A 24,127-nucleotide genomic window follows, 5' to 3' on the forward strand; every position below is an offset into this window, starting at 1 on the left:
CTTCTCGTCGTGGCGACGGTACTGCGCCGCCCCGGTCAACTCCCCGCAGGGGTGGCCTAGATACTTGACGGATGAACAACAGCACCACCGCCGTCGCCTGGGCCCTGCGCCCCGCACTCCCCGGCGACCTGGAGACCATCGCGGACCTGCGCGCCGAGGCCATGCGGCCGGACCTGGAACGCCTCGGGCGGTACGACGACCACCGCGTACGCCAGCGGCTGCGCGACGTCTGGGCGCCCGAGCACACCTCGGTCATCGAGGTCGACGGAGCCTTCGCCGGAAGCGTGACCCTGCGCCCCGTCGAGCGGGGCCGCTGGCTGGAGAACTTCTACATCGCCCCCGAGGCCCAGGGGCGCGGCATAGGCACCGCGGTCCTCCGCTCGCTGCTCACCCGCGCCGACGAGGCGGGCGCGGAGGTCCGGCTGATCGTCGTCCGGGGCAGCGCCGCCCGCCCGCTGTACGAGCGGCACGGCTTCGTCGAGGAGAGCCAGGACCCGATCGACGTGTACATGGTCCGCCGACCGGTCCGTAACGCCTCGGCGGCCGTCACCGACTGAGGCGCGGAGCACCTCGACCCCTCGCGGTCTCCGTGGTGGTGGGGGGGGCGGCTCCGGTCCGGGTGCGGACGCGCGGACAGACCCACCCGGGTCATGGGCCCGGATCATGGGCAGGCTCCCGCCGCCCGCGCCTCCCGCCCCCGGCCACCAGGGCAACCGGAATCACAGATTCCAGGCACGTACGTGCGTACGAATCGGGCTACTGTCGCGGGGAGCGAGTCAAGGAGAAGCATGAACACCCGCATCCGGACCGGTGCACTCGTCGGCATAGCCTCCGCCCTGCTGCTGACCACCGCCTGCACGGCCGACGGAACCACCCCCTCCGTCTCGGTCGAAGGCAAACTCGGCACCGCGCAGATCAAGGGGAAGCCGCGCAGGGTCGTCGCGCTCGACAGCGCCAGCGCCGACATCGCGCTCTCGCTCGGCTTCAAGCCGACGGCCATGCCTGCGGCCGACGAGGGAGTGGCCGGCGGCATCACGCCCTGGACGAGGAGCGCCCTCTCCGGCAAGCAGCCCCACCTGCTCCCGGCCGGCGGCGACGTGGTCGCCGAGGTCGCCTCGTACAAACCCGACGTGATCCTGGCGACCCGGGACCGCACCCTCGACCCCTTGTACGCCAAGCTCTCCGCCCTCGCGCCCGTCGTTCACTACGTCAAGGGGCCCGACGCCGACCCCTGGCAGACGAGCACCCGCGTCATCGCCAAGGCGCTCGGCGTCAAGGACCAGGGCGAACAGCTGATCAGCGCCGCCGAACAGACCGCCCTCGACGCCCGCGCGGTCTTCCCCGCCATGACCGGAACCCGCTTCAACCTGCTGGTCTCCCCCATGCCCCACGGAGTCGGCGCGGTGAAATCGCGCGAGGACACCTCCACCCGCGTGCTGCGCAGGCTCGGGATGAAGCTGAACGAGCTCACCGCCCTGCTGCCCGACTCCAGCGACCCGGCCCGCGCCTACCTCGACTACGCCGACGTCGGCCAGGCCGACACCGACATCGTCTTCGCCGCCGGTACGACCGACGCCCTCGCCACCCTGGAGCAGACCCCCGCCTTCCGGAAGATGCCGGCGGTCGCCGAAGGCCGGTACATCCCGCTGCCCCCCGCCCTCGCCCAGGCCCTCGCCGAACCGACCCCGCACAGCGTCGAATGGGCCGTCACCGAGCTGGCCCCGAAGATAGGCGCGGCGGCCCTGGCAGCCCGGCACTAGGCCGTGTCTGACCATGCGCGTCGGATCAGCGGGCGGTGTCCGGTGCGGTGCCTCGCAAGGCGAGGCGGAGGACCCGCCCGAGTACGGGATGTACACGGGCGGTCCGACAACGCCGCGAGGTGCCGTGCCGGACGCCGACCGCCCGGCGGGAATGATCAGACACGGCCCAGCACCGCCTCCCACCCCTCGGGCCACATCAAAAAAGAAGGGCCCCGTCCCACCGCTCGCGCGGCGGGCCGGGGCCCTTCTCGGTGCTCAGTGAGGAGCAACCAGGTCAGACTCCCAAGTAATTACTTGAGGATCTTGGTGACCTGGCCGGCGCCCACGGTCCGGCCACCCTCACGGATGGCGAACTTCAGGCCCTCTTCCATGGCGACCGGCTGGATCAGCACGACGTTCATGACGGTGTTGTCGCCCGGCATGACCATCTCGGTGCCCTCGGGAAGGGTCACAACGCCCGTAACGTCCGTGGTACGGAAGTAGAACTGCGGGCGGTAGTTGTTGAAGAACGGGGTGTGACGGCCACCCTCGTCCTTCGACAGGATGTAGGACTGGGCCTCGAACTCGGTGTGCGGCGTGACCGAACCGGGCTTGATGATGACCTGGCCGCGCTCGACGTCCTCGCGCTTGATGCCACGGAGGAGCAGACCGACGTTCTCACCGGCCTGGCCCTCGTCGAGCAGCTTGCGGAACATCTCGATGCCGGTGACCGTGGTGGTGGTCTTCTCCTGCTTGATGCCCACGATGTCAACGGTCTCGTTGACCTTCAGGACACCACGCTCGATGCGGCCGGTGACGACGGTGCCACGACCGGTGATCGTGAAGACGTCCTCGATCGGCATCAGGAACGGCTTGTCGACGTCGCGCTCGGGCTGCGGGATCGACTCGTCGACGGCGGCCATCAGGTTCAGGACCGACTGGCCCCACTCCTTGTCGCCCTCGAGCGCCTTGAGCGCCGAGACCTTGACGACCGGCAGGTCGTCGCCCGGGAACTCGTACTCGGAGAGGAGCTCACGGACCTCGAGCTCGACGAGCTCCAGGATCTCCTCGTCGTCCACCATGTCGGCCTTGTTCAGGGCGACGACGATGTACGGAACGCCGACCTGGCGGGCCAGGAGCACGTGCTCCTTGGTCTGCGGCATCGGGCCGTCGGTGGCGGCGACCACGAGGATGGCGCCGTCCATCTGCGCGGCACCCGTGATCATGTTCTTGATGTAGTCCGCGTGACCCGGGCAGTCGACGTGCGCGTAGTGACGCGACTCCGTCTGGTACTCGACGTGCGCGATCGAGATCGTGATACCGCGCTGGCGCTCCTCGGGAGCCTTGTCGATCTGGTCAAAGGCCGAGGCCTCGTTCAGGTCGGGGTACGCGTCGTGCAGCACCTTGGTAATGGCGGCCGTGAGGGTCGTCTTACCGTGGTCGATGTGACCGATGGTGCCGATGTTGACGTGGGGCTTAGTCCGCTCGAACTTCGCCTTCGCCACTGGGTCCTCCTGGGGAGTGGTTCTGTACGCCTTGCTTCATCGGCGCCAGGTGATCTTTGCTGGGATGCCGGAACCCGGGGCATCCACCGCCTCCGCTTTCGCATCGACGGTGAATGCCCACCAGGCTCCGGTGACAAGCCTAAAGCGTGAGCTCGGGAGAGTTACTCGCCCTTGGCCTTCGCGATGATCTCCTCGGCGACGTTCCGCGGAACCTCGGCGTAGGAGTCGAACTGCATCGAGTAGCTTGCGCGACCCGAGGTCTTGCTACGGAGGTCTCCGACGTAGCCGAACATCTCCGAGAGGGGCACGAGGCCCTTCACGATGCGAGCACCGTGGCGCTCCTCCATGGCCTGGATCTGGCCACGGCGAGAGTTGATGTCGCCGATGACCTCACCCATGTAGTCCTCGGGCGTGGTGACCTCAACGGCCATCATGGGCTCGAGAATGACGGGAGAAGCCTTGCGCGCGGCCTCCTTGAAGGCCTGCGAACCGGCGATCTTGAACGCGAGTTCCGAGGAGTCGACCTCGTGGTAGCCACCGTCGAGAAGAATGACGCGGACGCCAGTCATCTCGTAGCCGGCCAGGATGCCGAACTGCATGGCCTCCTGCGCGCCCGCGTCCACCGAGGGGATGTACTCCTTGGGGATGCGGCCACCGGTGACCTTGTTCACGAACTCGTACGAGGCGTCGCCGCCCTCGATCGGCTCGATCGCGATCTGCACCTTGGCGAACTGACCGGTACCACCGGTCTGCTTCTTGTGGGTGTAGTCATGACGCTCGACGGCCTTGCGGATCGTCTCGCGGTACGCGACCTGGGGCTTGCCGACGTTCGCCTCGACCTTGAACTCGCGACGCATACGGTCGACGAGGACGTCGAGGTGGAGCTCGCCCATACCACCGATGATGGTCTGGCCGGTCTCCTCGTCCGAGTGAACCTGGAAGGAGGGGTCCTCCTCCGCGAGACGCTGGATGGCAACACCCAGCTTCTCCTGGTCACCCTTGGACTTGGGCTCGATGGCGACCTGAATGACCGGCGCCGGGAAGTCCATGGACTCCAGGATGACCGGGTTCTTGTCGTCACACAGCGTCTCACCGGTGGTGGTCTGCTTCAGGCCCATGACGGCGACGATATCGCCGGCGCCCACCGCGTCGATCTCCTCACGCTTGTTCGCGTGCATGCGGTAGATCTTGCCGATGCGCTCCTTCTTGCCCTTGACGGAGTTCAGCACCGCGGTGCCGGCCTCCAGGCGACCCGAGTAAACCCGGATGAAGGTGAGCTTGCCGAGGTGCGGGTCGCTCGCGATCTTGAAGGCGAGCGCGGCGAGCGGCTCCTCCTCCGAAGGCTTGCGGGTGATGACCTGCTCGGCGTCGGAGACCGCGTGGCCCTCGATGCCCTCGACGTCCAGCGGCGACGGGAGGTAGCGGACGACCGCGTCGAGCAGGGGCTGAACACCCTTGTTCTTGAACGCGGTGCCACAGAACACCGGGGTGACCGTGGTGTCCCCACCCTTGCCGGAGGCAATGGTGATGCGACGAACAGCGGCGTAGATCTGCTCCTCGGAGGGCTCGGTGCCCTCGAGGTACAGCTCCATCATCTGGTCGTCGTTCTCGGCGACGGTCTCCACGAGCTTGCCGCGGTACTCGTCCGCGAGCTCCTGGAGGTCGGCCGGGATGTCGACGACGTCGTACATCTCGCCCTTGGACGCTTCGGCGGACCAGACCAGGGCCTTCATGCGGACGAGGTCCACAACACCCTGGAAGTCGGCCTCGGCACCGATCGGCAGCTGCATGACGATCGGGGTCGCGCCGAGGCGGTCCACGATCATGTCGACGCAGCGGAGGAACTCCGCGCCGGTCCGGTCGAGCTTGTTGACGAAGCAGATACGCGGGACGCCGTAGCGGTCCGCCTGACGCCAAACGGTCTCGGACTGGGGCTCGACGCCGGCAACGCCGTCGAACACCGTCACGGCGCCGTCGAGGACACGGAGCGAACGCTCCACCTCGACGGTGAAGTCCACGTGACCCGGGGTGTCGATGATGTTGATCGTGTGATCGACATCCTCGAGGGGCCAGTGGCAGGTCGTCGCGGCAGACGTGATCGTGATGCCGCGCTCCTGCTCCTGCTCCATCCAGTCCATCGTGGCAGCGCCGTCGTGGACTTCACCGATCTTGTACGAAACGCCGGTGTAGAACAGGATCCGCTCAGTGGTGGTCGTCTTGCCCGCGTCGATGTGGGCCATGATCCCAATGTTGCGGACCTTGGCCAGGTCAAGCGAAGTGGTAGCCATAAGGCTTCAGTCTTCTCTCGGTCTCGATGTGGGTAACGACTACCAGCGGTAGTGCGCGAAGGCCTTGTTGGACTCGGCCATCTTGTGGGTGTCCTCGCGCTTCTTGACCGCAGCGCCGAGGCCGTTGGAGGCGTCGAGCAGCTCGTTCATGAGGCGCTCGGTCATGGTCTTCTCACGACGGGCGCGGGAGTAACCGACGAGCCAGCGCAGAGCAAGGGTGGACGCGCGACCGGGCTTGACCTCGATCGGCACCTGGTAGGTGGCGCCACCGACACGGCGGGACTTGACCTCAAGAGCGGGCTTGACGTTCTCAAGCGCGCGCTTCAGCGTGATGACCGGGTCGTTGCCGGTCTTCTCGCGGAGGCCTTCCATGGCGCCGTACACGATGCGCTCGGCGGTGGAACGCTTGCCGTCGAGCAGGATCTTGTTGATCAGCGACGTGACAAGAGGAGAGCTGTAGACCGGGTCGATGATGACCGGGCGCTTCGGGGCGGGGCCCTTACGAGGCATTCTTACTTCTCCTTCTTGGCGCCGTAGCGGCTGCGGGCCTGCTTGCGGTTCTTGACACCCTGGGTGTCAAGGGAGCCGCGGATGATCTTGTAACGAACACCCGGCAGGTCCTTCACACGGCCACCACGCACGAGCACGATGGAGTGCTCCTGCAGGTTGTGTCCCTCACCCGGGATGTAGGCCGTGACCTCGATGCCGGAGGTCAGGCGCACACGCGCGACCTTACGGAGGGCCGAGTTCGGCTTCTTCGGGGTGGTCGTGAACACACGCGTGCAGACGCCGCGGCGCTGGGGCGAACCCTCGAGCGCGGGCGTCTTGTTCTTCTCGACCTTGTCCTGCCGGCCCTTCCGGACCAGCTGCTGGATCGTAGGCACTACTTCTCCGGTTTCTGTGTGCCGTTCGTTGAAACTAACCTGGAACATCGCCGACCCACGCGGTCGGGTGTGTCGAATACTGCAAGCCTCTGCCGGAAAACAACGGATGAGGCGCAGATTGCGGTGGCCCTATCGCGGACCCGGCCTGCGGCTGAGGACACGCATGCCGAGCCCAGGCACACCCCAGGCACAAGGCTTGAGCGTACCTACCTCATCGACTTGGGTCAAAACAAATGGGGCGGGGCCGGACGCGCGACGGCGGCCCGGCGGTCAGAGCGGGTACGCGCCGTCGCCGCCCAGATACTTGCGGATCAGCAGCGCGTCCTCCCGGTCCTTCACGCGGGAGGACCGCTCCTTCCACTCGAGGACCACGTCCAGAGGGCAGAACGGCAGCTCCTCGATCCACTCCGCCCCGTCGATGAGCGCGTCCGCGCCCACCGTGCCCGGCAGCCAGGAGTCGAAGACCTCGAGGTCACCGCCGAAGAGCACCACCATCGAGCCGTGCCCCGAGGGGGCGCGCACCGGCGCGGAGAGCTTCGTGGCCGCCTTCCACGCGTCGCCCCTGGCGACGATGTCCAGGTCCCCCACGGTCTGTCGCAGCCCATGCGCGAGCAGAGGTCCGCTGCCCGCGATCACGTAGTCACCACTCGCCAGGCGCAGAGACATGAGTTTCCTCACGATCGGGTGCTCGGGCAGGTTCACGGTGCCTCTTCCTAGAAGGTGGGCAGTCCCACTGCTGACCGAGCGGCCATGCCCATCGCGAGCGCAGCGATGACACTCGCCAGCGTACCGATGAGGAAATACTCCGAGGCGTGCTTGCCGTGATCGTTCGTAGGGACCCGTGCCAGCGATTTGGCTGCGAGCACCAGCGCGGCCGCCTCCGGTTGGCCGGCGCCGATGAAGGCGAAGAGGAGCCCGCGCTCCAGCAGACCGATCATCCGGCTGCCACTCATGAATTCGAGCGCCCGGTCCTTGGCCGGACCCGGGGGCAGGGCGTCCACCTCGGCCCGGACCGAGGCGGTGGCCATGGCCGCCAGCACTCCGCCGCCGAACACGGCGAGCAGCAACGCCGAGAGGAAGACGGCCACCCGGTCGCTGAGGACGAACTCGAGGCTGAGGGCCTTCGTCCTCCCGCCCGCCGTCCACAGACCCATGAGCACCGCGAGGGACAACAGAGCCAGCCCCGAGCGGCGGGTCGCTGCCGACGGCCCCGTGGCCAGCGGCAGCGACAGGGAGAACCCGAGCGCCGGCGCCGACGCCTCTCTCAGGAGCAGGACCGACCCGACGGCCATCAGCACGGCCACGGCCCACGCGGACCAGGCACGCCCGTCCGCCACGTACGGAGCTATCCCGTAGGCGCCGTAAAGGCCCGCGAACAGCACCGTGGCGCCCGGTCTCGTACGGTGCCAGCCGGACCCCCAAGGTGTTGTCAGCGCCGCTGCCACGCCGAAGAAGACCCGCGTCGTCTCCATGTCCCCGCCCCGTCCCCCCGCACACCGGCCATCGCCTGCGGGCGCCGGACTCTACCGACGCGGAGGACGCGACGTGGGCCACTCACGAAAATCCCCGGCGCGGAAACGCCGCAGGGCGGCCACCCCCAACGGGGTGACCGCCCTGCGGTTGGTCGATCAGGCGACTCGCTTACTGGTTGTACGGACCGTAGTCGTAGTCCTCCAGCGGAACGGCCTGGCCGGAGCCCGTGCCGAACGGCGAGTAGTCGATGTCGTCGTAGCCGACGGCCGAGTACATCGCGGCCTTGGCTTCCTCGGTCGGCTCGACCCGGATGTTGCGGTAGCGGGCGAGGCCCGTACCGGCCGGGATGAGCTTACCGATGATGACGTTCTCCTTGAGGCCGATCAGGGAGTCCGACTTGGCGTTGATCGCCGCGTCGGTCAGGACCCTGGTCGTCTCCTGGAAGGACGCCGCCGACAGCCACGACTCGGTGGCGAGCGAGGCCTTGGTGATACCCATCAGCTGCGGACGGCCGGAGGCGGGGTGTCCGCCCTCGGTGACCACACGACGGTTCTCGGTCTCGAACTTCGAGCGCTCGACGAGCTCGCCCGGCAGGAGCTCCGCGTCGCCGGACTCGATGATCGTCACGCGGCGGAGCATCTGCCGGATGATGATCTCGATGTGCTTGTCGTGGATCGACACGCCCTGCGAGTTGTAGACCTTCTGGACTTCGCCGACCAGGTGGACCTGGACCGCACGCTGGCCGAGGATGCGCAGCACGTCGTGCGGGTTGGTCGCACCGAAGGTCAGCTTCTGGCCGACCTCCACGTGGTCGCCCTCGCGGACGAGCACCTTGGCGCGCTTGGAGATCGGGAAGGGAGTCTCCTCGCTTCCGTCGTCCGGCGTGACGATGATCTTCTTGGTCTTCTCGGTCTCTTCGATCCGGATGCGGCCTGCGGCCTCGGAGATCGGAGCGACACCCTTCGGCGTACGGGCTTCGAAGAGCTCGACGACACGGGGCAGACCCTGGGTGATGTCGTCACCGGCCACACCACCGGTGTGGAAGGTACGCATCGTCAGCTGGGTACCGGGCTCACCGATGGACTGGGCGGCGATGATGCCGACCGCCTCACCGATGTCGACCAGCTTGCCGGTGGCGAGCGAGCGTCCGTAGCAGAAGGCACAGGTGCCGACCGCGGACTCACAGGTCAGGACCGAACGGGTCTTGACCTCCTCGACACCCGCGTTCACGAGGGCGTCGATGAGCACGTCACCGAGGTCCACGTTGGCCGGCGCGATGACCTTGCCGTCGATGACGACGTCCTCGGCCAGCATGCGGGCGTACACCGAGGTCTCGACGTCGTCCGTCTTGCGCAGGACACCGTCCTCGCCCTTGACCGCGATCTTCAGCTTGAGGCCGCGGTCGGTGCCGCAGTCCTCCTCGCGGATGATCACGTCCTGCGAGACGTCCACCAGACGACGGGTCAGGTAACCCGAGTCGGCGGTACGCAGGGCGGTGTCGGCCAGACCCTTACGGGCACCGTGCGTGGAGATGAAGTACTCGAGGACGGTCAGGCCCTCACGGAACGAGGCCTTGATGGGACGCGGGATCGTCTCGTTCTTGGCGTTCGACACCAGACCACGCATACCGGCGATCTGACGCATCTGCATCATGTTTCCTCGGGCACCCGAGTCAACCATCATGAAGATGGGGTTCACCTTGGGGAAGTTCGCGTTCATCGCCTCGGCAACCTCGTTGGTCGCCTTGGTCCAGATCGCGATGAGCTCCTGCGTGCGCTCGTCCTTGGTGATCAGACCACGCTCGTACTGCTTCTGGACCTTCTCGTCCTGCTCCTCGTAGCCGCGCACGATGGCCTTCTTGGCCTCGGGCACGACGATGTCGGAGACCGCGACGGTCACACCGGAGCGGGTCGCCCAGTGGAAACCGGCCGCCTTCAGGTTGTCGAGCGTCGCCGCCACGATGACCTTGGGGTAGCGCTCGGCCAGGTCGTTGACGATCTCGGAGAGCTGCTTCTTGCCCACCGAGTAGTCGACGAACGGGTAGTCCTCGGGCAGCAGCTCGTTGAAGAGCGCGCGGCCCAGGCTCGTACGCAGACGGAAGGTGTCACCCGGCTGGTACTCGGGCTCGCCCTCCTCGGCGACCGGCGGCACCCAGCCACGCGGCGGGATGGTGCCCACCGGGAAGCGGATGTCGACCTTCGCCTGGAGCGACAGCTCGCGGGCGTCGAAGGCCATGGTGGCCTCGGCCGTGGAGCCGAACGCACGGTCCGTGCCCTTGACGTTGCGGCCCTCTTCGTCCGTGGTGAGGAAGAAGAGACCCAGCACCATGTCCTGGGTCGGCATGGTGACGGGGCGACCGTCGGCCGGCTTCAGGATGTTGTTCGAGGACAGCATCAGGATGCGGGCCTCGGCCTGCGCCTCCGCGGAGAGCGGCAGGTGCACGGCCATCTGGTCACCGTCGAAGTCCGCGTTGAACGCGGTGCAGACGAGCGGGTGGATCTGGATGGCCTTGCCCTCGACCAGCTGGGGCTCGAAGGCCTGGATGCCGAGGCGGTGCAGGGTGGGCGCACGGTTCAGCAGCACCGGGTGCTCGGCGATGACCTCTTCGAGGACGTCGTACACGACGGTGCGGCCACGCTCGACCATGCGCTTCGCCGACTTGATGTTCTGCGCGTGGTTCAGGTCCACCAGGCGCTTCATCACGAACGGCTTGAAGAGCTCCAGCGCCATGGCCTTCGGCAGACCGCACTGGTGCAGCTTGAGCTGCGGGCCGACGACGATCACGGAACGCGCGGAGTAGTCCACGCGCTTGCCGAGGAGGTTCTGACGGAATCGACCCTGCTTGCCCTTGAGCATGTCGCTCAGGGACTTCAGCGGACGGTTGCCGGGGCCCGTGACCGGGCGACCACGACGGCCGTTGTCGAACAGCGCGTCGACGGCCTCCTGGAGCATGCGCTTCTCGTTGTTCACGATGATCTCGGGGGCACCGAGGTCGAGAAGGCGCTTCAGGCGGTTGTTGCGGTTGATCACGCGGCGGTACAGGTCGTTCAGGTCGGAGGTCGCGAAGCGGCCACCGTCCAGCTGCACCATCGGACGCAGGTCCGGCGGGATGACCGGCACGCAGTCGAGCACCATGCCCTTGGGCTTGTTGCTGGTCTGCAGGAACGCGGAGACGACCTTGAGGCGCTTGAGCGCACGGGTCTTCTTCTGGCCCTTGCCGGAACGGATGATCTCGCGGAGGCGCTCGGCCTCCTCCTCGAGATCGAAGGACTCCAGGCGCTTCTGCAGCGCGGCGGCGCCCATGCAGCCGTCGAAGTACGTGCCGAAGCGGTCACGCAGCTCGCGGTAGAGCAGCTCGTCGCCCTCGAGGTCCTGGACCTTGAGGTTCTTGAAGCGGCTCCACACCTCGTCGAGACGGTCGATCTCGCGCTGCGCACGGTCGCGCAGCTGCTTCATCTCACGCTCGGCGCCTTCGCGCACCTTGCGGCGCACGTCGGCCTTGGCACCCTCGGCCTCGAGCTCGGCCAGGTCGGTCTCGAGCTTCTTGGCGCGGTTCTCCAGGTCGGAGTCGCGGCGGTTCTCGACCTGCTGACGCTCGACGGAGACGTGGGCCTCCAGCGACGGGAGGTCGCGGGTGCGGCGCTCCTCGTCGACGAACGTGATCATGTACGCGGCGAAGTAGATGACCTTCTCGAGGTCCTTCGGCGCGAGGTCCAGCAGGTATCCGAGGCGCGACGGGACGCCCTTGAAGTACCAGATGTGGGTGACGGGAGCGGCAAGCTCGATGTGGCCCATGCGCTCACGGCGCACCTTGGCGCGCGTGACCTCGACGCCACAGCGCTCACAGATGATGCCCTTGAAGCGGACACGCTTGTACTTGCCGCAGTAGCACTCCCAGTCCCGGGTCGGACCGAAGATCTTCTCGCAGAAGAGTCCGTCCTTTTCGGGCTTGAGCGTGCGGTAGTTGATGGTCTCCGGCTTCTTCACTTCGCCGTGGGACCAGGTCCGGATGTCGTCCGCGGTGGCAAGGCCGATCCGCAGCTCGTCGAAGAAGTTGACGTCGAGCACTTGTCGTCAATCCCTCTTTCGGGGGTTCGAGCCCCTCGCCGTGAAGCGTGGAGATGGGGCACTTCAGCAATGGTCTGAACGGGTCCCGGGAGGGCCGGCCGGATCACGTGGATCCGGCCGGCCTACCCGTCAGACCTCTTCGACGCTGCTCGGCTCGCGCCGGGACAGGTCGATACCGAGTTCCTCCGCCGCGCGGAAGACGTCCTCGTCCGTGTCGCGCATCTCGATGGACATGCCGTCCGAGGACAGCACCTCCACGTTGAGGCAGAGCGACTGCATTTCCTTGATGAGCACCTTGAAGGACTCAGGGATGCCCGGCTCAGGGATGTTCTCGCCCTTGACGATGGCCTCGTAGACCTTCACGCGGCCGGTCACGTCGTCGGACTTGATCGTCAGCAGCTCCTGGAGGGCGTATGCGGCGCCGTAAGCCTCAAGGGCCCACACCTCCATCTCTCCGAAGCGCTGACCACCGAACTGAGCCTTACCACCGAGCGGCTGCTGGGTGATCATGGAGTACGGGCCGGTCGAACGAGCGTGGAGCTTGTCGTCGACCAGGTGGTGCAGCTTGAGGATGTACATGTACCCGACCGAGACCGGGTCCGGGAACGGCTCACCGGAGCGGCCGTCGAACAGGTTGGCCTTTCCGGAGGGCTGGACCAGGCGGTCGCCGTCGCGGTTCGGGATCGTGGCGTTGAACAGGCCGCTGATCTCGTCCTCGCGCGCACCGTCGAAGACGGGCGTGGCGACGTTGGTGCCGGGCGCGACCTGGTCGGCGCCGATGGCCTGGAGCCGCTGGGCCCACTCGTCACCGAGGCCGGAGACGTCCCAGCCGCGGCTGGCGAGCCAGCCGAGGTGGATCTCCAGGACCTGTCCCGGGTTCATTCGGGACGGAACACCCAGCGGGTTGAGGATGATGTCGACCGGGGTGCCGTCCTCCAGGAACGGCATGTCCTCGATCGGCAGGATCTTCGAGATGACGCCCTTGTTGCCGTGACGGCCGGCGAGCTTGTCACCGTCGGTGATCTTGCGCTTCTGCGCGACGTAGACGCGGACCAGCTGGTTCACGCCCGGCGGCAGCTCGTCGCCCTCTTCGCGGTCGAAGACGCGGACGCCGATGACCTTGCCGATCTCACCGTGCGGCACCTTCAGCGAGGTGTCGCGCACCTCGCGCGCCTTCTCACCGAAGATCGCGCGGAGCAGGCGCTCCTCGGGGGTCAGCTCGGTCTCGCCCTTGGGCGTGACCTTGCCGACGAGGATGTCGCCGGCGACGACCTCGGCACCGATACGGATGATGCCGCGCTCGTCGAGGTCGGCGAGGACCTCCTCGGAGACGTTCGGGATGTCCCGGGTGATCTCCTCCGGGCCGAGCTTGGTGTCACGGGCGTCGACCTCGTGCTCCTCGATGTGGATCGAGGAGAGGACGTCGTCCTGCACGAGGCGCTGCGACAGGATGATCGCGTCCTCGTAGTTGTGACCCTCCCACGGCATGAACGCCACGAGCAGGTTCTTGCCCAGGGCCATCTCACCGTTCTCGGTGGCCGGTCCGTCGGCGAGCACCTGGTCGGCGATGACCCGGTCGCCCTCGGAGACGACGACCTTCTGGTTGACCGAGGTGCCCTGGTTGGAGCGCATGAACTTGGCGATGCGGTACGTGGTGTACGTGCCGTCGTCGTTCGTGACGGTGATGTAGTCCGCGGAGACCTCCTGGACCACACCGTCCTTCTCGGCCTTCAGCACGTCACCGGCGTCGGTGGCGCAGCGGTACTCCATGCCGGTGCCGACGAGGGGCGCCTCGCTCTTGATGAGCGGGACGGCCTGACGCATCATGTTCGCGCCCATGAGGGCACGGTTGGCGTCGTCGTGCTCCAGGAAGGGGATCATCGCGGTGGCGACGGACACCATCTGGCGCGGCGAGACGTCCATGTAGTCGACCTCGGCCGGCGGCACGTAGTCGACCTCACCGCCGCGGCGGCGGACCAGGACGCGGGGCTCGGTGAAGCGCAGCTCGTCGGAGAGGGTCGCGTTCGCCTGGGCGATGACGTAGCGGTCCTCCTCGTCGGCCGTGATGTAGTCGACCTCGTCGGTGACCTGGCCGTCGGTGACCTTGCGGTACGGCGTCTCGATGAAGCCGAACGCGTTGACGCGGCCGTACGAGGCGAGCGAACCGATCAGACCGATGTTCGGGCCTTCAGGGGTCTCGATCGGGCACATGCGTCCGTAGTGGGACGGGTGCACGTCTCGGACCTCGAAGCCGGCCCGCTCACGGGAGAGACCACCCGGGCCAAGTGCCGACAGGCGGCGCTTGTGGGTGAGACCCGACAGCGGGTTGTTCTGGTCCATGAACTGCGACAGCTGGCTGGTGCCGAAGAACTCCTTGATGGAGGCGACGACCGGCCGGATGTTGATCAGGGTCTGCGGCGTGATCGCCTCGACGTCCTGGGTCGTCATGCGCTCACGCACGACGCGCTCCATACGGGCGAGACCCGTACGGACCTGGTTCTGGATCAGCTCGCCGACGTTGCGCAGGCGGCGGTTGCCGAAGTGGTCGATGTCGTCGGTCTCGACGACGATCGAACGTCCGGACTCGCCGACCGTCTCGGTCTCACCGGCGTGCAGCTTGACCAGGTACTTGATGGTCGCGATGACGTCGTCGGTGGTGAGGACGCCGGCGTCCAGCGGCTCGTCGGCGCCGAGCTTCTTGTTCACCTTGTAGCGGCCGACCTTCGCGAGGTCGTAGCGCTTCGGGTTGAAGTAGAGGTTCTCGAGCAGCGTCTGAGCGGCCTCGCGGGTCGGCGGCTCGCCCGGGCGGAGCTTGCGGTAGATGTCGAGCAGCGCGTCGTCCTGGCCCTGGGTGTGGTCCTTCTCCAGGGTGGCGCGCATCGACTCGTACTCGCCGAACTCCTCCAGGATCTGCTCGGTCGTCCAGCCGAGAGCCTTCAGGAGGACGGTGACCGACTGCTTGCGCTTGCGGTCGATGCGGACACCGACCATGTCGCGCTTGTCGATCTCCATCTCCAGCCAGGCACCCCGGGAGGGGATGATCTTGGCGGAGTAGATGTCCTTGTCGGACGTCTTGTCGATCGAGGAATCGAAGTAGACGCCGGGGGAACGGACGAGCTGCGACACCACGACACGCTCGGTGCCGTTGATGACGAAGGTGCCCTTGTTGGTCATGAGCGGGAAGTCGCCCATGAAGACCGTCTGGGACTTGATCTCGCCGGTCTCGTTGTTGGTGAATTCGGCGGTGACGAAGAGCGGGGCGGCGAACGTGAAGTCGCGCTCCTTGCACTCGTCGATCGAGTTCTTCGGGGGTTCGAATCGGTGGTCGCGGAACGTGAGCGACATCGACCCGGAGAAGTCCTCGATCGGGGAGATCTCCTCGAAGATTTCCTCCAGGCCGGACTTGGTGGGGACGTCTTGTCCACTGTCCAGAGCAGCCTCGACGCGAGCCTTCCAGGCGGCGTTGCCGAGGAGCCAGTCAAAGCTCTCGGTCTGCAGCGCGAGGAGGTTCGGAACCTCGAGGGGCTCCTTGATCTTTGCAAAGGAGATGCGCAGCGGGGCGGTGCTGGCACCGTTGTTCGTATTCGCGGTCGAGGCGTTGCGCGAGGCGGCCAAGAGGGGGTCCTTCCGAGGGCTCGGACTCACTACGCGCGTACCGGTCCCATGCCGACACGAGGACGGACATCCCCGTTCAGGGAGATCTGTCATCGATGCTCAAGCGTGGGCATGCCCCTGGTGACGGGCAGGAGGCAGCTAACAGGCAGCGCAAAGGGACAGTGTAGCCAAGCGGCACACTGATGTCCAGTCGGGGTTCTCAGAGACCCGCGTCGCTGTCAACAGCTGTTCTCAACACCTTTTCAGCCCTCGCGCGGCGTGTGCCGCGCGCTTCTTTACTTCCCGCTTCGTTCTCGATCCATGCCTCGGATGCGGACCGAGATGAAGACGCGTCCTGAGAATTGCGCGCCGCGTGCGGTTCGTCAAGGCCCCCCGGCCCGCACGCACCCCCTGCGGCCGCGTCCGCGGCTCGGAGGCCCTCTCCGACGCCCTCAGGAGGCGTACGGCGATGATCACCCTACTACCCACCGACGGAAGAGCAAGGCAGCCTGCTCGGGCACGCCAAAGGGCGACCACCCGGTCGGGTGATCGCCCTTCGCGTTCGCGACGGACCCCGCCTCACGGCAGGGGCGTCACAGGAGAGTCAGAAGACTCGTGAGGTCACTTGACCTCGACGGACGCGCCGGCGCCCTTGAGGGACTCGGCGGCCTTGTCAGCGGCCTCCTTGGCGACCTTCTCGAGGACGGGCTTCGGGGCGCCGTCGACGAGGTCCTTGGCCTCCTTCAGGCCGAGGGAGGTCAGCTCACGCACGACCTTGATGACCTGGATCTTCTTGTCACCGGCGGCGGTGAGGATGACGTCGAACTCGTCCTGCTCCTCGACGGCCTCAGCGGCGACACCGGCGCCACCGGCGGCGGCAACGGCGACCGGGGCGGCGGCCGTGACGTCGAACTTCTCCTCGAACGCCTTGACGAACTCGGCCAGCTCGATGAGGGTCAGGGTCTCGAACTGCTCGAGCAGCTCTTCCTGGGACAGCTTCGCCATGATGGCGTCCTTCCACTAAGTCGGCAGGTGCCGGATGTATATGTCGGCGGGCGTACGAAGGGCCCGCTGGACCGCTGAGTGGTTACTCGGCAGCCTCGGCGGGCGCCGGCGTACCGGCACCGCCCTGCTCTTCCTTCTTGGCACGAAGAGCTTCCGCGGTGCGGACGAACTTCGAGGGGAGCGCCTGGAAGAGCGCCGCAGCCTGAGACTGCTTGCCCTTCAGTGCACCTGCCAGCTTGGCGAGCAGAACCTCGCGGGACTCGAGGTCCGCGAGCTTCTTGATCTCATCGGCGGACAGCGCCTTGCCGTCAAGGACACCGCCCTTGATGATGAGGTTCGGGTTGTCCTTGGCGAAGTCACGAAGACCCTTCGCCGACTCCACCGGGTCACCGGTGACGAAGGCAACCGCCGTCGGGCCTGCGAACAGGTCGTCCAGCGTGTCGATCCCGGCCTCGTTGGCCGCGATCTTGGTCAGCGTGTTCTTCACCACGGCGTACTGGGCGTTCTCACCGAGCGAACGGCGCAGCTGCTTGAGCTGGGCCACGGTGAGACCCCGGTACTCGGTCAGCACGGCGGCGTTCGAGCTGCGGAACTGGTCCGCGAGCTCGGCTACCGCGGCAGCCTTGTCGGGCCTTGCCATGAGCGTCGGCCTCCTTCCGGGTGATGAGGACCGCTCAGAAGGGGCCGGGAAAGACGAAACGCCCCAGCACAAGTGCCAGGGCGCGGCTCGACCGGCACGAGTCCGGGAGCAGTTCCACAGTCACCTGCGCAGGTCGTCCGTCTGTACGGAACCTTCGGTCGATGTCCCTTCTGACGAAGGCACACCAACGACCAGCGGTCTTTGGCTTCTCAAGGAGCGTACGCGACCGGGACCGCGCGGGGCAAATCCGTCCGGAATCCGCAGGGTGCGGGAGGTTTACGCCCGCACCCCGCGGGCCACTGGAAGGCGTCGAGAAGGGGTCAGGAAGCGGAGGTCGAGGCCTGTCCCGCGACCTCCTTGAAGTCCACCGTGTCCCCCGCCGCGGGCGCCTGGACGCTCACCGGGGTGCCGTACCCGCTGTAGAAGACGGTGGTGTTCACGTCGCCGGTGGCGCTCTCGGCCCGCTCGGTCTTCTTGACCGGCAGGTCGTTCTTGTCGACCCACAGGTCGATCGTCTCCGTGGTGATGCCGGCCTTGTCGAGCTGCTCCCTGAGCTCCGCGGTCTTCTGGGCGTCGAGGGCGCCGACCTTCGCGGTGATCGCGGCCGCGTCGACGACTCCGGAGTAGTGCGTGGCGGAAACTCCCCGGACGTCCTCCACGCCGACCTTCTTGACGTCACCGGCGGCCAGCAGCGTCTTCACGGCTTCCAGCGGCGTGGTGTTCTGCACCTGGCTCTGCAGCGCCTCGCCGGAGGCGCCGGTGAGCGCGGCGAGATCGGCGTAGGCGTACCGGACCCAGTGCTTGCCGCCGAGGGCGGCGGCGAAGGAGTCGCCCATGTTCATGTAGTAGGCGTCCTTGAGGTACAAGGTCCGGACCGAGCCGTCCTCGCCCATCTTCGCCATGGCCGATCCCATGGAGCCGCCGGTGTACCGGACGGAGACGTCCCCGGTCATGCCGTTCGACCAGTCCATGGTCCCGGACATCTCCATCGACATGGTGGTGCCCATGTCGACGGTGCTCTCCACCTTGGCGGACGCGACGCCGTCGCTCTTCTGCTGCACCCGCTTGAGCGCGGCGATCGGCGACACGGCGGCCACGGCACCGGCCGGGCTCTTGTCGCCGTTCTTGCCGGCGGAACCCGCGGCGTCGTCCGACCCCCCGCACGCCGCCACCGAAGACAGCGCCACCACTGTCACGACCGACGCGCACACGCGCCGCAGTGTCCTGCTCGTCATCACTGCCCCACCCCTCGTACGTACTGTCGTCCCACCCTTGCACAGGGGGCTGACAGCGACCGATGCGGCCCCGTCCAGCCGGACCGCTCCGGATACGAAGACGGGCCCCGCAACCACATGGTTGCAGGGCCCATCTACACGCGTGACGCGGCTACCCGGTGAGCACGGAGGCTCAGACGGAGGCCGGGTCCTCCTCGACGAGGAGGTTACGGGTGCGGTTCGAGTCCAGCGGGATGCCGGGGCCCATCGTGGTGGCCAGCGCGGCCTTCTTGATGTAGCGGCCCTTGGCGGCCGACGGCTTCAGACGGAGGATCTCCTCCAGCGCGGCGGCGTAGTTCTCGACCAGCTTCGTCTCGTCGAAGGAGACCTTGCCGATGATGAAGTGCAGGTTCGAGTGCTTGTCGACGCGGAACTCGATCTTGCCGCCCTTGATGTCGTTGACAGCCTTGACGACATCGGGGGTGACGGTGCCGGTCTTCGGGTTCGGCATCAGACCACGCGGACCGAGCACGCGGCCGAGGCGGCCGACCTTGCCCATGAGGTCCGGGGTGGCGACGACGGCGTCGAAGTCCAGGCGGCCCTTCGCGACCTCGTCGATGAGCTCGTCGGAGCCGACGATGTCGGCGCCCGCGGCTTCCGCGGCCGCAGCACGGTCACCGGTCGCGAAGACCAGGACCCGGGCGGTCTTGCCGGTGCCGTGCGGGAGGTTCACGGTGCCACGGACCATCTGGTCGGCCTTGCGAGGGTCAACGCCCAGGCGGAAGGCGACCTCGACGGTGCCGTCGAACTTGGTGGTCGCGGTCTCCTTGGCGAGACGGACGGCCTCGAGCGGGGCGTAGACGCGCTCCCGGTCGATCTTCGCGTCCGCAGCGCGGAGGTTCTTGCTGCGCTTCACTGCTGCTCCTGTGTGTTCAGAGTGTGGAGTCGTGGTGCGGACCAGCGCCTGGTCCTACCACTTGAGGCCTGGAAGGCTGGACTCAGCCTTCGACCGTGATGCCCATGGAACGGGCGGTGCCAGCGATGATCTTCGACGCGGCGTCGAGGTCGTTGGCGTTCAGGTCGGGGAGCTTGGTCGTGGCGATCTCGCGGACCTGGGCAGCCGTCAGCTTGGCGACCTTGGTCTTGTGCGGCTCGCCGGAGCCCTTGTCCACACCAGCGGCCTTGAGGATCAGCTTGGCGGCCGGCGGAGTCTTGGTGATGAAGGTGAAGGAACGGTCGTCGTAGACCGTGATCTCCACCGGCACGACCATGCCACGCTGCGACTCGGTCGCGGCGTTGTAGGCCTTGCAGAACTCCATGATGTTGACGCCGTGCTGACCCAGCGCGGGGCCGACCGGCGGGGCCGGGTTGGCGGCACCGGCGTTGATCTGGAGCTTGATAAGCCCCGTGATCTTCTTCTTCTTGGGAGGCATTGCTCTCTCCGGGTCCTAGTGAGAGTGTTTCGCCGCCATTCCGGTCATCCGGACGGAGGCATACCGCACAACGATAACGGGTATAGCTGCGCAACCAAAAACCGAGCAGGTCAGACCGGCTGCGAAGCCTGTCTGACCTGCTCGGTAGGCATGTGTCCAGAAAGGAGACGGAAACCGTCAGTTCTTCTGGATCTGGTCGAAGCTGAGCTCGACCGGGGTCTCACGGCCGAAGATCTCGACGAGACCCTTGACCTTCTTCGAGTCGGCGTTGATCTCGTTGATCGTCGCCTGCAGCGTCGCGAACGGGCCGTCGGTGACGGTGACCGAGTCGCCCACCTCGAAGTCGAGCACCTGGACCTCGACCCGACGGGCCGGAGCCGGCTTGCCCGCGGCCTCCGCGGCCTCGCGGGCGGCCTTCTCCTCGGCCTCGGGGGCGAGCATCTTGACGATCTCGTCCAGGGTCAGCGGGTACGGGTCGTAGGCGTTGCCCACGAAGCCGGTGACGCCGGGCGTGTTGCGGACGACGCCCCAGGACTCGTTCGTCAGGTCCATGCGCACCAGGACGTAGCCCGGGAGCTTGTTCTGGCGGACGTTCTTGCGCTCGCCGTTCTTGATCTGGACGATCTCTTCCTCGGGGACTTCCGCCTGGTAGACGAACTCCTCGACGTTGAGCGAGACGGCGCGCTGCTCCAGGTTGGCCTTCACGCGCTTCTCGTACCCGGCGTACGTGTGGATGACGTACCACTCGCCGGGCAGGGTGCGGAGTTCCTCGCGCAGGGCGGCGACGGGGTCGACGGGGGCGGCCGGCTCGGCGGCCTCCTCGGACTCCTCGTCGGCGTCGTCCCCGGCGGGCTCGTCGTCGGACTCTGCGGCGAGCGCCTCGTCGGCGTCGTCGGTCTCGTCGGCGTCGAGCTCGGCTTCAGCGCTCTCGTCAGCAGCTTCGACCTGGTCCGAGGACTCGGAGGACTCGGACTCCGAGGCCTCAACGATGTCGTGCTGGTCCTCGGCGGACTCGAAGGCGTCCGTCCCGGACTCGGCGGCGTCGTTCAGGTTCGGGTCAGACACGATGGCTGCTTCTTCCTGGATACAAATGGGTGGAACATGCGAAAGGGGCGCCGGTGAGGCGCCCTCCGCGGGATCAGCCGAAGACGTACTTGATGACCCGCTGGAATCCGAAGTCAATCACGGTAACGAGACCAATCATGACGACTACGAACACAATCACCACGGTGGTGTACGTGCTCAGCTGCTTGCGCGTGGGCCAGACGACCTTGCGCAGCTCGGCGATGATCTGACGGTAGAAGAGCGCGAGACGGCCGAACGGGCCCTTCTTGCCGCGCTTGCCGCCCTTCCGAGCCTTCTTCGACTCGGGCGCTTCATCCTCAGCATCAGGCATGTCGATGGAGCCCACGGCGTCCGTCACGCTACTCACCTGATTCCGGGTCGTGGCCGTGCCGCGCCCGGTGGAGCCGCACGGCTGTGCAATGAAGTACGTACATGCGCACACATCCTGGCGAAGGAGTGTGTAGCAGGGCCGGAGGGACTTGAACCCCCAACCGCTGGTTTTGGAGACCAGTGCTCTACCAATTGAGCTACGACCCTTTGTGGTTTCCCCAACCTACCGCATGTCCCCTGGTGACCAGGAAGTCATTCCGGTGCGGCTGGTGAAGGCCAACGACAGGTGAGTGTACGTGTTCATGGGCTCCGCGTCGAACAGAAGTTGAGCGGGCCATCCTGACGGGGGTCCGCGGGGCGTGTCCCGGGGCTTCCCCGGGGCCTCCTTCCGGCCCTGACCAGGGCCCGTACGAGGGCCTGCGGGGCCCTGTCCAGCCGCTGGAACTGCCGCGCCGAGGGGGGTCCCGGTCAGGCACCATGGGGGCATGAGCGCTGCAACTTCTCCGTCCGAACGCCGGGTCTCCGTCCGCGTCGGCGCGATCTCCGAGTCCGCCACCCTCGCCGTCGACGCCAAGGCGAAGGCACTCAAGGCCGCCGGCCGTCCGGTGATCGGGTTCGGTGCCGGTGAGCCCGACTTCCCGACGCCCGACTACATCGTCGAGGCCGCGATCGAGGCGTGCCGCAACCCCAAGTACCACCGCTACACCCCGGCGGGCGGGCTGCCGGAGCTCAAGGCGGCGATCGCGGCGAAGACGCTGCGCGACTCCGGCTACGAGGTCGACGCCTCGCAGGTCCTGGTGACCAACGGCGGCAAGCAGGCCATCTACGAGGCCTTCGCCGCGGTCCTCGACCCGGGCGACGAGGTCATCGTCCCGGCTCCGTACTGGACCACCTACCCGGAGTCGATCCGGCTGGCCGGCGGTGTGCCGGTGGACGTGGTGGCCGACGAGACCACCGGGTACAAGGTGACCGTCGAGCAGTTGGAGGCCGCCCGGACGGAGCGGACGAAGGTCGTCCTGTTCGTCTCGCCGTCCAACCCGACCGGCGCGGTGTACACCGAGGCCGAGGCCGAGGCGATCGGCCGCTGGGCCGTCGAGCACGGGCTGTGGGTGCTGACCGACGAGATCTACGAGCACCTCGTCTACGGCGACGCCGAGTTCACCTCGCTGCCGGCGCTCCTGCCGGAGCTGCGGGACAAGTGCATCGTGGTCAACGGTGTCGCCAAGACGTACGCGATGACCGGCTGGCGGGTGGGGTGGATCGTCGGCCCGAAGGACATCGTGAAGGCCGCGACCAACCTCCAGTCGCACGCCACCTCGAACGTCTCCAACGTCGCCCAGGCCGCGGCGCTGGCCGCCGTCTCCGGGCCGCTGGACGCGGTCGCCGAGATGCGGACCGCCTTCGACCGCCGGCGCAGGACGATCGTGCGGATGCTCAACGAGATCGACGGGGTCCTCTGCCCCGAGCCCGAGGGCGCGTTCTACGCGTACCCCTCGGTGAAGGCCCTGCTCGGCAAGGAGATCCGCGGCCGGCGCCCGGCGAGCTCGGTCGAGCTGGCGGCGCTCATCCTGGACGAGGCCGAGGTCGCCGTCGTACCGGGTGAGGCCTTCGGTACGCCGGGTTACCTCCGGCTCTCCTACGCGCTGGGCGACGACGACCTGGTCGAGGGCGTCTCGCGGGTCCAGAAGCTGCTCGGCGAGGCGCGCGACTGACCTCGCGCCGAACGCCGGAGGGTGCCCCCGGGCCGCGGACTTCATGTCCCGGTCCGGGGGCGCTTTTTTGTTCGCCCCCCTCCTCGAAAGAGGAAGCGGCTTCCGCTCCGGGGCGCGGGTGCGGCAGGATCTTCCAATGGAGCGTGATGTACGTCTGTTGCCCAAGGCCCACCTGCACCTGCACTTCACGGGGTCGATGCGGCCCACCACCCTGCTCGAACTCGCCGACAAGTACGGCGTGCGCCTGCCCGAGGCCCTCACCGGCGGTGAACCCCCCGAACTGCGGGCGACCGACGAACGGGGCTGGTTCCGCTTCCAGCGGCTCTACGACATCGCCCGGTCCTGCCTGCGGGAGCCGGAGGACATCCAGCGCCTGGTGCGGGAGACCGCGCAGGAGGACGTCGCGGACGGTTCCGGCTGGCTGGAGATCCAGGTCGACCCCACCTCGTACGCGCCGCTGCTCGGCGGGCTGATCCCGGCGATCGAGATCATCCTGGACGCCGTGGACAGCGCCTCCCGGGAGACCGGGCTGGGGATGCGGGTGGTGATCGCGGCGAACCGGATGAAGCACCCGCTGGACGCCCGCACGCTGGCCCGCCTCGCGGTGCGGTACGCGGACCGGGGGGTCGTCGGGTTCGGGCTCTCCAACGACGAGCGCCGGGGCATGGCCCGGGACTTCGACCGGGCCTTCGCCATCGCCCGCGAGGGCGGGCTGATCGCCGCCCCGCACGGCGGTGAGCTGGCCGGTCCCTCCAGCGTCCGGGACTGCCTGGACGACCTGGACGCGTACCGGATCGGGCACGGGGTGCGGGCCGCCGAGGATCCCCGGCTGATGCGGAGGCTGGCGGAGCGCGGGATCACCTGCGAGGTCTGCCCGGCGTCCAACGTGGCGCTGGGGGTCTACGAGAAGCCCGGCGACGTGCCGCTGCGGGCCCTGTTCGAGGCGGGGGTGCCGATGGCGCTCGGCGCGGACGACCCGCTGCTCTTCGGCGCCCGGCTGGCGGACCAGTACGACCTGGTGCGCAAGCACCACGCCTTCAGCGACGAGGAGCTGGCGGAACTCGCCCGGCAGTCGGTGCGCGGCTCGGTGGCACCCGAGGACGTGCGGCGCGGGCTGCTGGACGGGATCGACGGCTGGCTGGCCGCTCCGGCCGCCTGAGCGGCTCGCGGGGCCTCC

At 67.4% G+C, this 24,127-nt stretch carries 19 protein-coding genes and 1 tRNA gene; 4 read left to right on the plus strand and 16 right to left on the minus strand.

What is annotated here, in order from left to right; all coding sequences use genetic code 11:
* Window positions 1-71 precede the first annotated feature (71 nt).
* Together OG599_RS13430 and OG599_RS13435 are read left to right on the plus strand one after the other, a co-directional pair.
* The gene (locus tag OG599_RS13430; protein WP_327176203.1) at window positions 72-557 is read left to right on the plus strand and encodes a GNAT family N-acetyltransferase; all 486 of its coding nucleotides are present in this window, start codon (window positions 72-74) and stop codon (window positions 555-557) included.
* A 231-nt stretch (window positions 558-788) separates the two neighbouring features.
* Window positions 789-1,760, plus strand: coding sequence for an ABC transporter substrate-binding protein (locus OG599_RS13435; protein WP_327176204.1), 972 nt, complete (start codon window positions 789-791; stop codon window positions 1,758-1,760).
* A 290-nt stretch (window positions 1,761-2,050) separates the two neighbouring features.
* On the opposite strand, the gene tuf is transcribed toward OG599_RS13435, so the two are convergent.
* The 16 genes from tuf to OG599_RS13515 form a co-directional block, all read right to left on the minus strand.
* Window positions 2,051-3,244 carry an elongation factor Tu gene (gene tuf / locus OG599_RS13440; protein ID WP_327176205.1) on the minus strand — a complete coding sequence of 398 codons (1,194 nt, stop codon included), beginning with the start codon at window positions 3,242-3,244 and terminating at the stop codon, window positions 2,051-2,053.
* A 161-nt stretch (window positions 3,245-3,405) separates the two neighbouring features.
* Window positions 3,406-5,532, minus strand: a complete 2,127-nt coding sequence (fusA, locus tag OG599_RS13445) for an elongation factor G (RefSeq protein WP_327176206.1) — start codon at window positions 5,530-5,532, stop codon at window positions 3,406-3,408.
* Between the two features lie 39 nt (window positions 5,533-5,571).
* Entirely contained in the window at window positions 5,572-6,042 is a 471-nt protein-coding gene (rpsG, locus tag OG599_RS13450) for a 30S ribosomal protein S7 (protein ID WP_219611728.1), read from the minus strand.
* A gap of 2 nt (window positions 6,043-6,044) precedes the next feature.
* Window positions 6,045-6,416 carry a 30S ribosomal protein S12 gene (rpsL, locus tag OG599_RS13455; RefSeq protein ID WP_003948652.1) on the minus strand — a complete coding sequence of 124 codons (372 nt, stop codon included), beginning with the start codon at window positions 6,414-6,416 and terminating at the stop codon, window positions 6,045-6,047.
* Between the two features lie 270 nt (window positions 6,417-6,686).
* The gene (locus tag OG599_RS13460; RefSeq protein ID WP_327176207.1) at window positions 6,687-7,082 is read right to left on the minus strand and encodes a hypothetical protein; all 396 of its coding nucleotides are present in this window, start codon (window positions 7,080-7,082) and stop codon (window positions 6,687-6,689) included.
* 47 nt (window positions 7,083-7,129) lie between these two features.
* Window positions 7,130-7,888 carry a hypothetical protein gene (locus tag OG599_RS13465; RefSeq protein WP_327176208.1) on the minus strand — a complete coding sequence of 253 codons (759 nt, stop codon included), beginning with the start codon at window positions 7,886-7,888 and terminating at the stop codon, window positions 7,130-7,132.
* 169 nt (window positions 7,889-8,057) lie between these two features.
* Entirely contained in the window at window positions 8,058-11,957 is a 3,900-nt protein-coding gene (locus tag OG599_RS13470) for a DNA-directed RNA polymerase subunit beta' (RefSeq protein ID WP_327176209.1), read from the minus strand.
* A 129-nt stretch (window positions 11,958-12,086) separates the two neighbouring features.
* Window positions 12,087-15,572 carry a DNA-directed RNA polymerase subunit beta gene (rpoB, locus tag OG599_RS13475; RefSeq protein WP_327176210.1) on the minus strand — a complete coding sequence of 1,162 codons (3,486 nt, stop codon included), beginning with the start codon at window positions 15,570-15,572 and terminating at the stop codon, window positions 12,087-12,089.
* Between the two features lie 600 nt (window positions 15,573-16,172).
* Window positions 16,173-16,556, minus strand: a complete 384-nt coding sequence (gene rplL / locus OG599_RS13480) for a 50S ribosomal protein L7/L12 (protein WP_327176211.1) — start codon at window positions 16,554-16,556, stop codon at window positions 16,173-16,175.
* 82 nt (window positions 16,557-16,638) lie between these two features.
* Window positions 16,639-17,196, minus strand: coding sequence for a 50S ribosomal protein L10 (rplJ, locus tag OG599_RS13485; RefSeq protein WP_327176212.1), 558 nt, complete (start codon window positions 17,194-17,196; stop codon window positions 16,639-16,641).
* Window positions 17,197-17,516: 320 nt separating this feature from the next.
* Window positions 17,517-18,431, minus strand: coding sequence for a hypothetical protein (locus OG599_RS13490; RefSeq protein ID WP_327176213.1), 915 nt, complete (start codon window positions 18,429-18,431; stop codon window positions 17,517-17,519).
* Window positions 18,432-18,603: 172 nt separating this feature from the next.
* The gene (rplA, locus tag OG599_RS13495) at window positions 18,604-19,326 is read right to left on the minus strand and encodes a 50S ribosomal protein L1 (RefSeq protein ID WP_327176214.1); all 723 of its coding nucleotides are present in this window, start codon (window positions 19,324-19,326) and stop codon (window positions 18,604-18,606) included.
* Between the two features lie 82 nt (window positions 19,327-19,408).
* The gene (gene rplK, locus OG599_RS13500) at window positions 19,409-19,843 is read right to left on the minus strand and encodes a 50S ribosomal protein L11 (protein ID WP_073740413.1); all 435 of its coding nucleotides are present in this window, start codon (window positions 19,841-19,843) and stop codon (window positions 19,409-19,411) included.
* A gap of 177 nt (window positions 19,844-20,020) precedes the next feature.
* Window positions 20,021-20,908: a transcription termination/antitermination protein NusG gene (gene nusG / locus OG599_RS13505; RefSeq protein WP_327176215.1), complete on the minus strand. Its 888-nt coding sequence runs from the start codon at window positions 20,906-20,908 to the stop codon at window positions 20,021-20,023.
* A gap of 73 nt (window positions 20,909-20,981) precedes the next feature.
* Window positions 20,982-21,266, minus strand: a complete 285-nt coding sequence (gene secE / locus OG599_RS13510) for a preprotein translocase subunit SecE (RefSeq protein WP_327176216.1) — start codon at window positions 21,264-21,266, stop codon at window positions 20,982-20,984.
* A gap of 106 nt (window positions 21,267-21,372) precedes the next feature.
* Window positions 21,373-21,445: transfer RNA gene (locus OG599_RS13515), tRNA-Trp, on the minus strand.
* A 278-nt stretch (window positions 21,446-21,723) separates the two neighbouring features.
* On the opposite strand from OG599_RS13515, the gene OG599_RS13520 reads away from it, so the two are divergent.
* Both OG599_RS13520 and OG599_RS13525 read left to right on the plus strand, forming a co-directional pair.
* Window positions 21,724-22,950 carry a pyridoxal phosphate-dependent aminotransferase gene (locus OG599_RS13520; RefSeq protein ID WP_327176217.1) on the plus strand — a complete coding sequence of 409 codons (1,227 nt, stop codon included), beginning with the start codon at window positions 21,724-21,726 and terminating at the stop codon, window positions 22,948-22,950.
* Window positions 22,951-23,086: 136 nt separating this feature from the next.
* Window positions 23,087-24,109 (plus strand): adenosine deaminase, encoded by a 1,023-nt coding sequence (locus tag OG599_RS13525; protein ID WP_327176219.1) that lies wholly within the window; start codon window positions 23,087-23,089, stop codon window positions 24,107-24,109.
* Window positions 24,110-24,127 lie beyond the last annotated feature (18 nt).

Source organism: Streptomyces sp. NBC_01335 (genome assembly GCF_035953295.1).
GTDB lineage: Bacteria > Actinomycetota > Actinomycetes > Streptomycetales > Streptomycetaceae > Streptomyces.

Bases quoted from the DNA above. Each gene is read 5' to 3' on its own strand.
- OG599_RS13430 (WP_327176203.1), top strand. From the start codon at position 72: ATGAACAACAGCACCACCGCCGTCGCCTGGGCCCTGCGCCCCGCACTC.
- OG599_RS13435 (WP_327176204.1), top strand. From the start codon at position 789: ATGAACACCCGCATCCGGACCGGTGCACTCGTCGGCATAGCCTCCGCC.
- fusA (WP_327176206.1), bottom strand. From the start codon at position 5,532: ATGGCTACCACTTCGCTTGACCTGGCCAAGGTCCGCAACATTGGGATC.
- rpsG (WP_219611728.1), bottom strand. From the start codon at position 6,042: ATGCCTCGTAAGGGCCCCGCCCCGAAGCGCCCGGTCATCATCGACCCG.
- OG599_RS13460 (WP_327176207.1), bottom strand. From the start codon at position 7,082: ATGTCTCTGCGCCTGGCGAGTGGTGACTACGTGATCGCGGGCAGCGGA.
- OG599_RS13465 (WP_327176208.1), bottom strand. From the start codon at position 7,888: ATGGAGACGACGCGGGTCTTCTTCGGCGTGGCAGCGGCGCTGACAACA.
- rplL (WP_327176211.1), bottom strand. From the start codon at position 16,556: ATGGCGAAGCTGTCCCAGGAAGAGCTGCTCGAGCAGTTCGAGACCCTG.
- rplJ (WP_327176212.1), bottom strand. From the start codon at position 17,196: ATGGCAAGGCCCGACAAGGCTGCCGCGGTAGCCGAGCTCGCGGACCAG.
- OG599_RS13490 (WP_327176213.1), bottom strand. From the start codon at position 18,431: ATGACGAGCAGGACACTGCGGCGCGTGTGCGCGTCGGTCGTGACAGTG.
- rplK (WP_073740413.1), bottom strand. From the start codon at position 19,843: ATGCCTCCCAAGAAGAAGAAGATCACGGGGCTTATCAAGCTCCAGATC.
- OG599_RS13520 (WP_327176217.1), top strand. From the start codon at position 21,724: ATGAGCGCTGCAACTTCTCCGTCCGAACGCCGGGTCTCCGTCCGCGTC.
- OG599_RS13525 (WP_327176219.1), top strand. From the start codon at position 23,087: ATGGAGCGTGATGTACGTCTGTTGCCCAAGGCCCACCTGCACCTGCAC.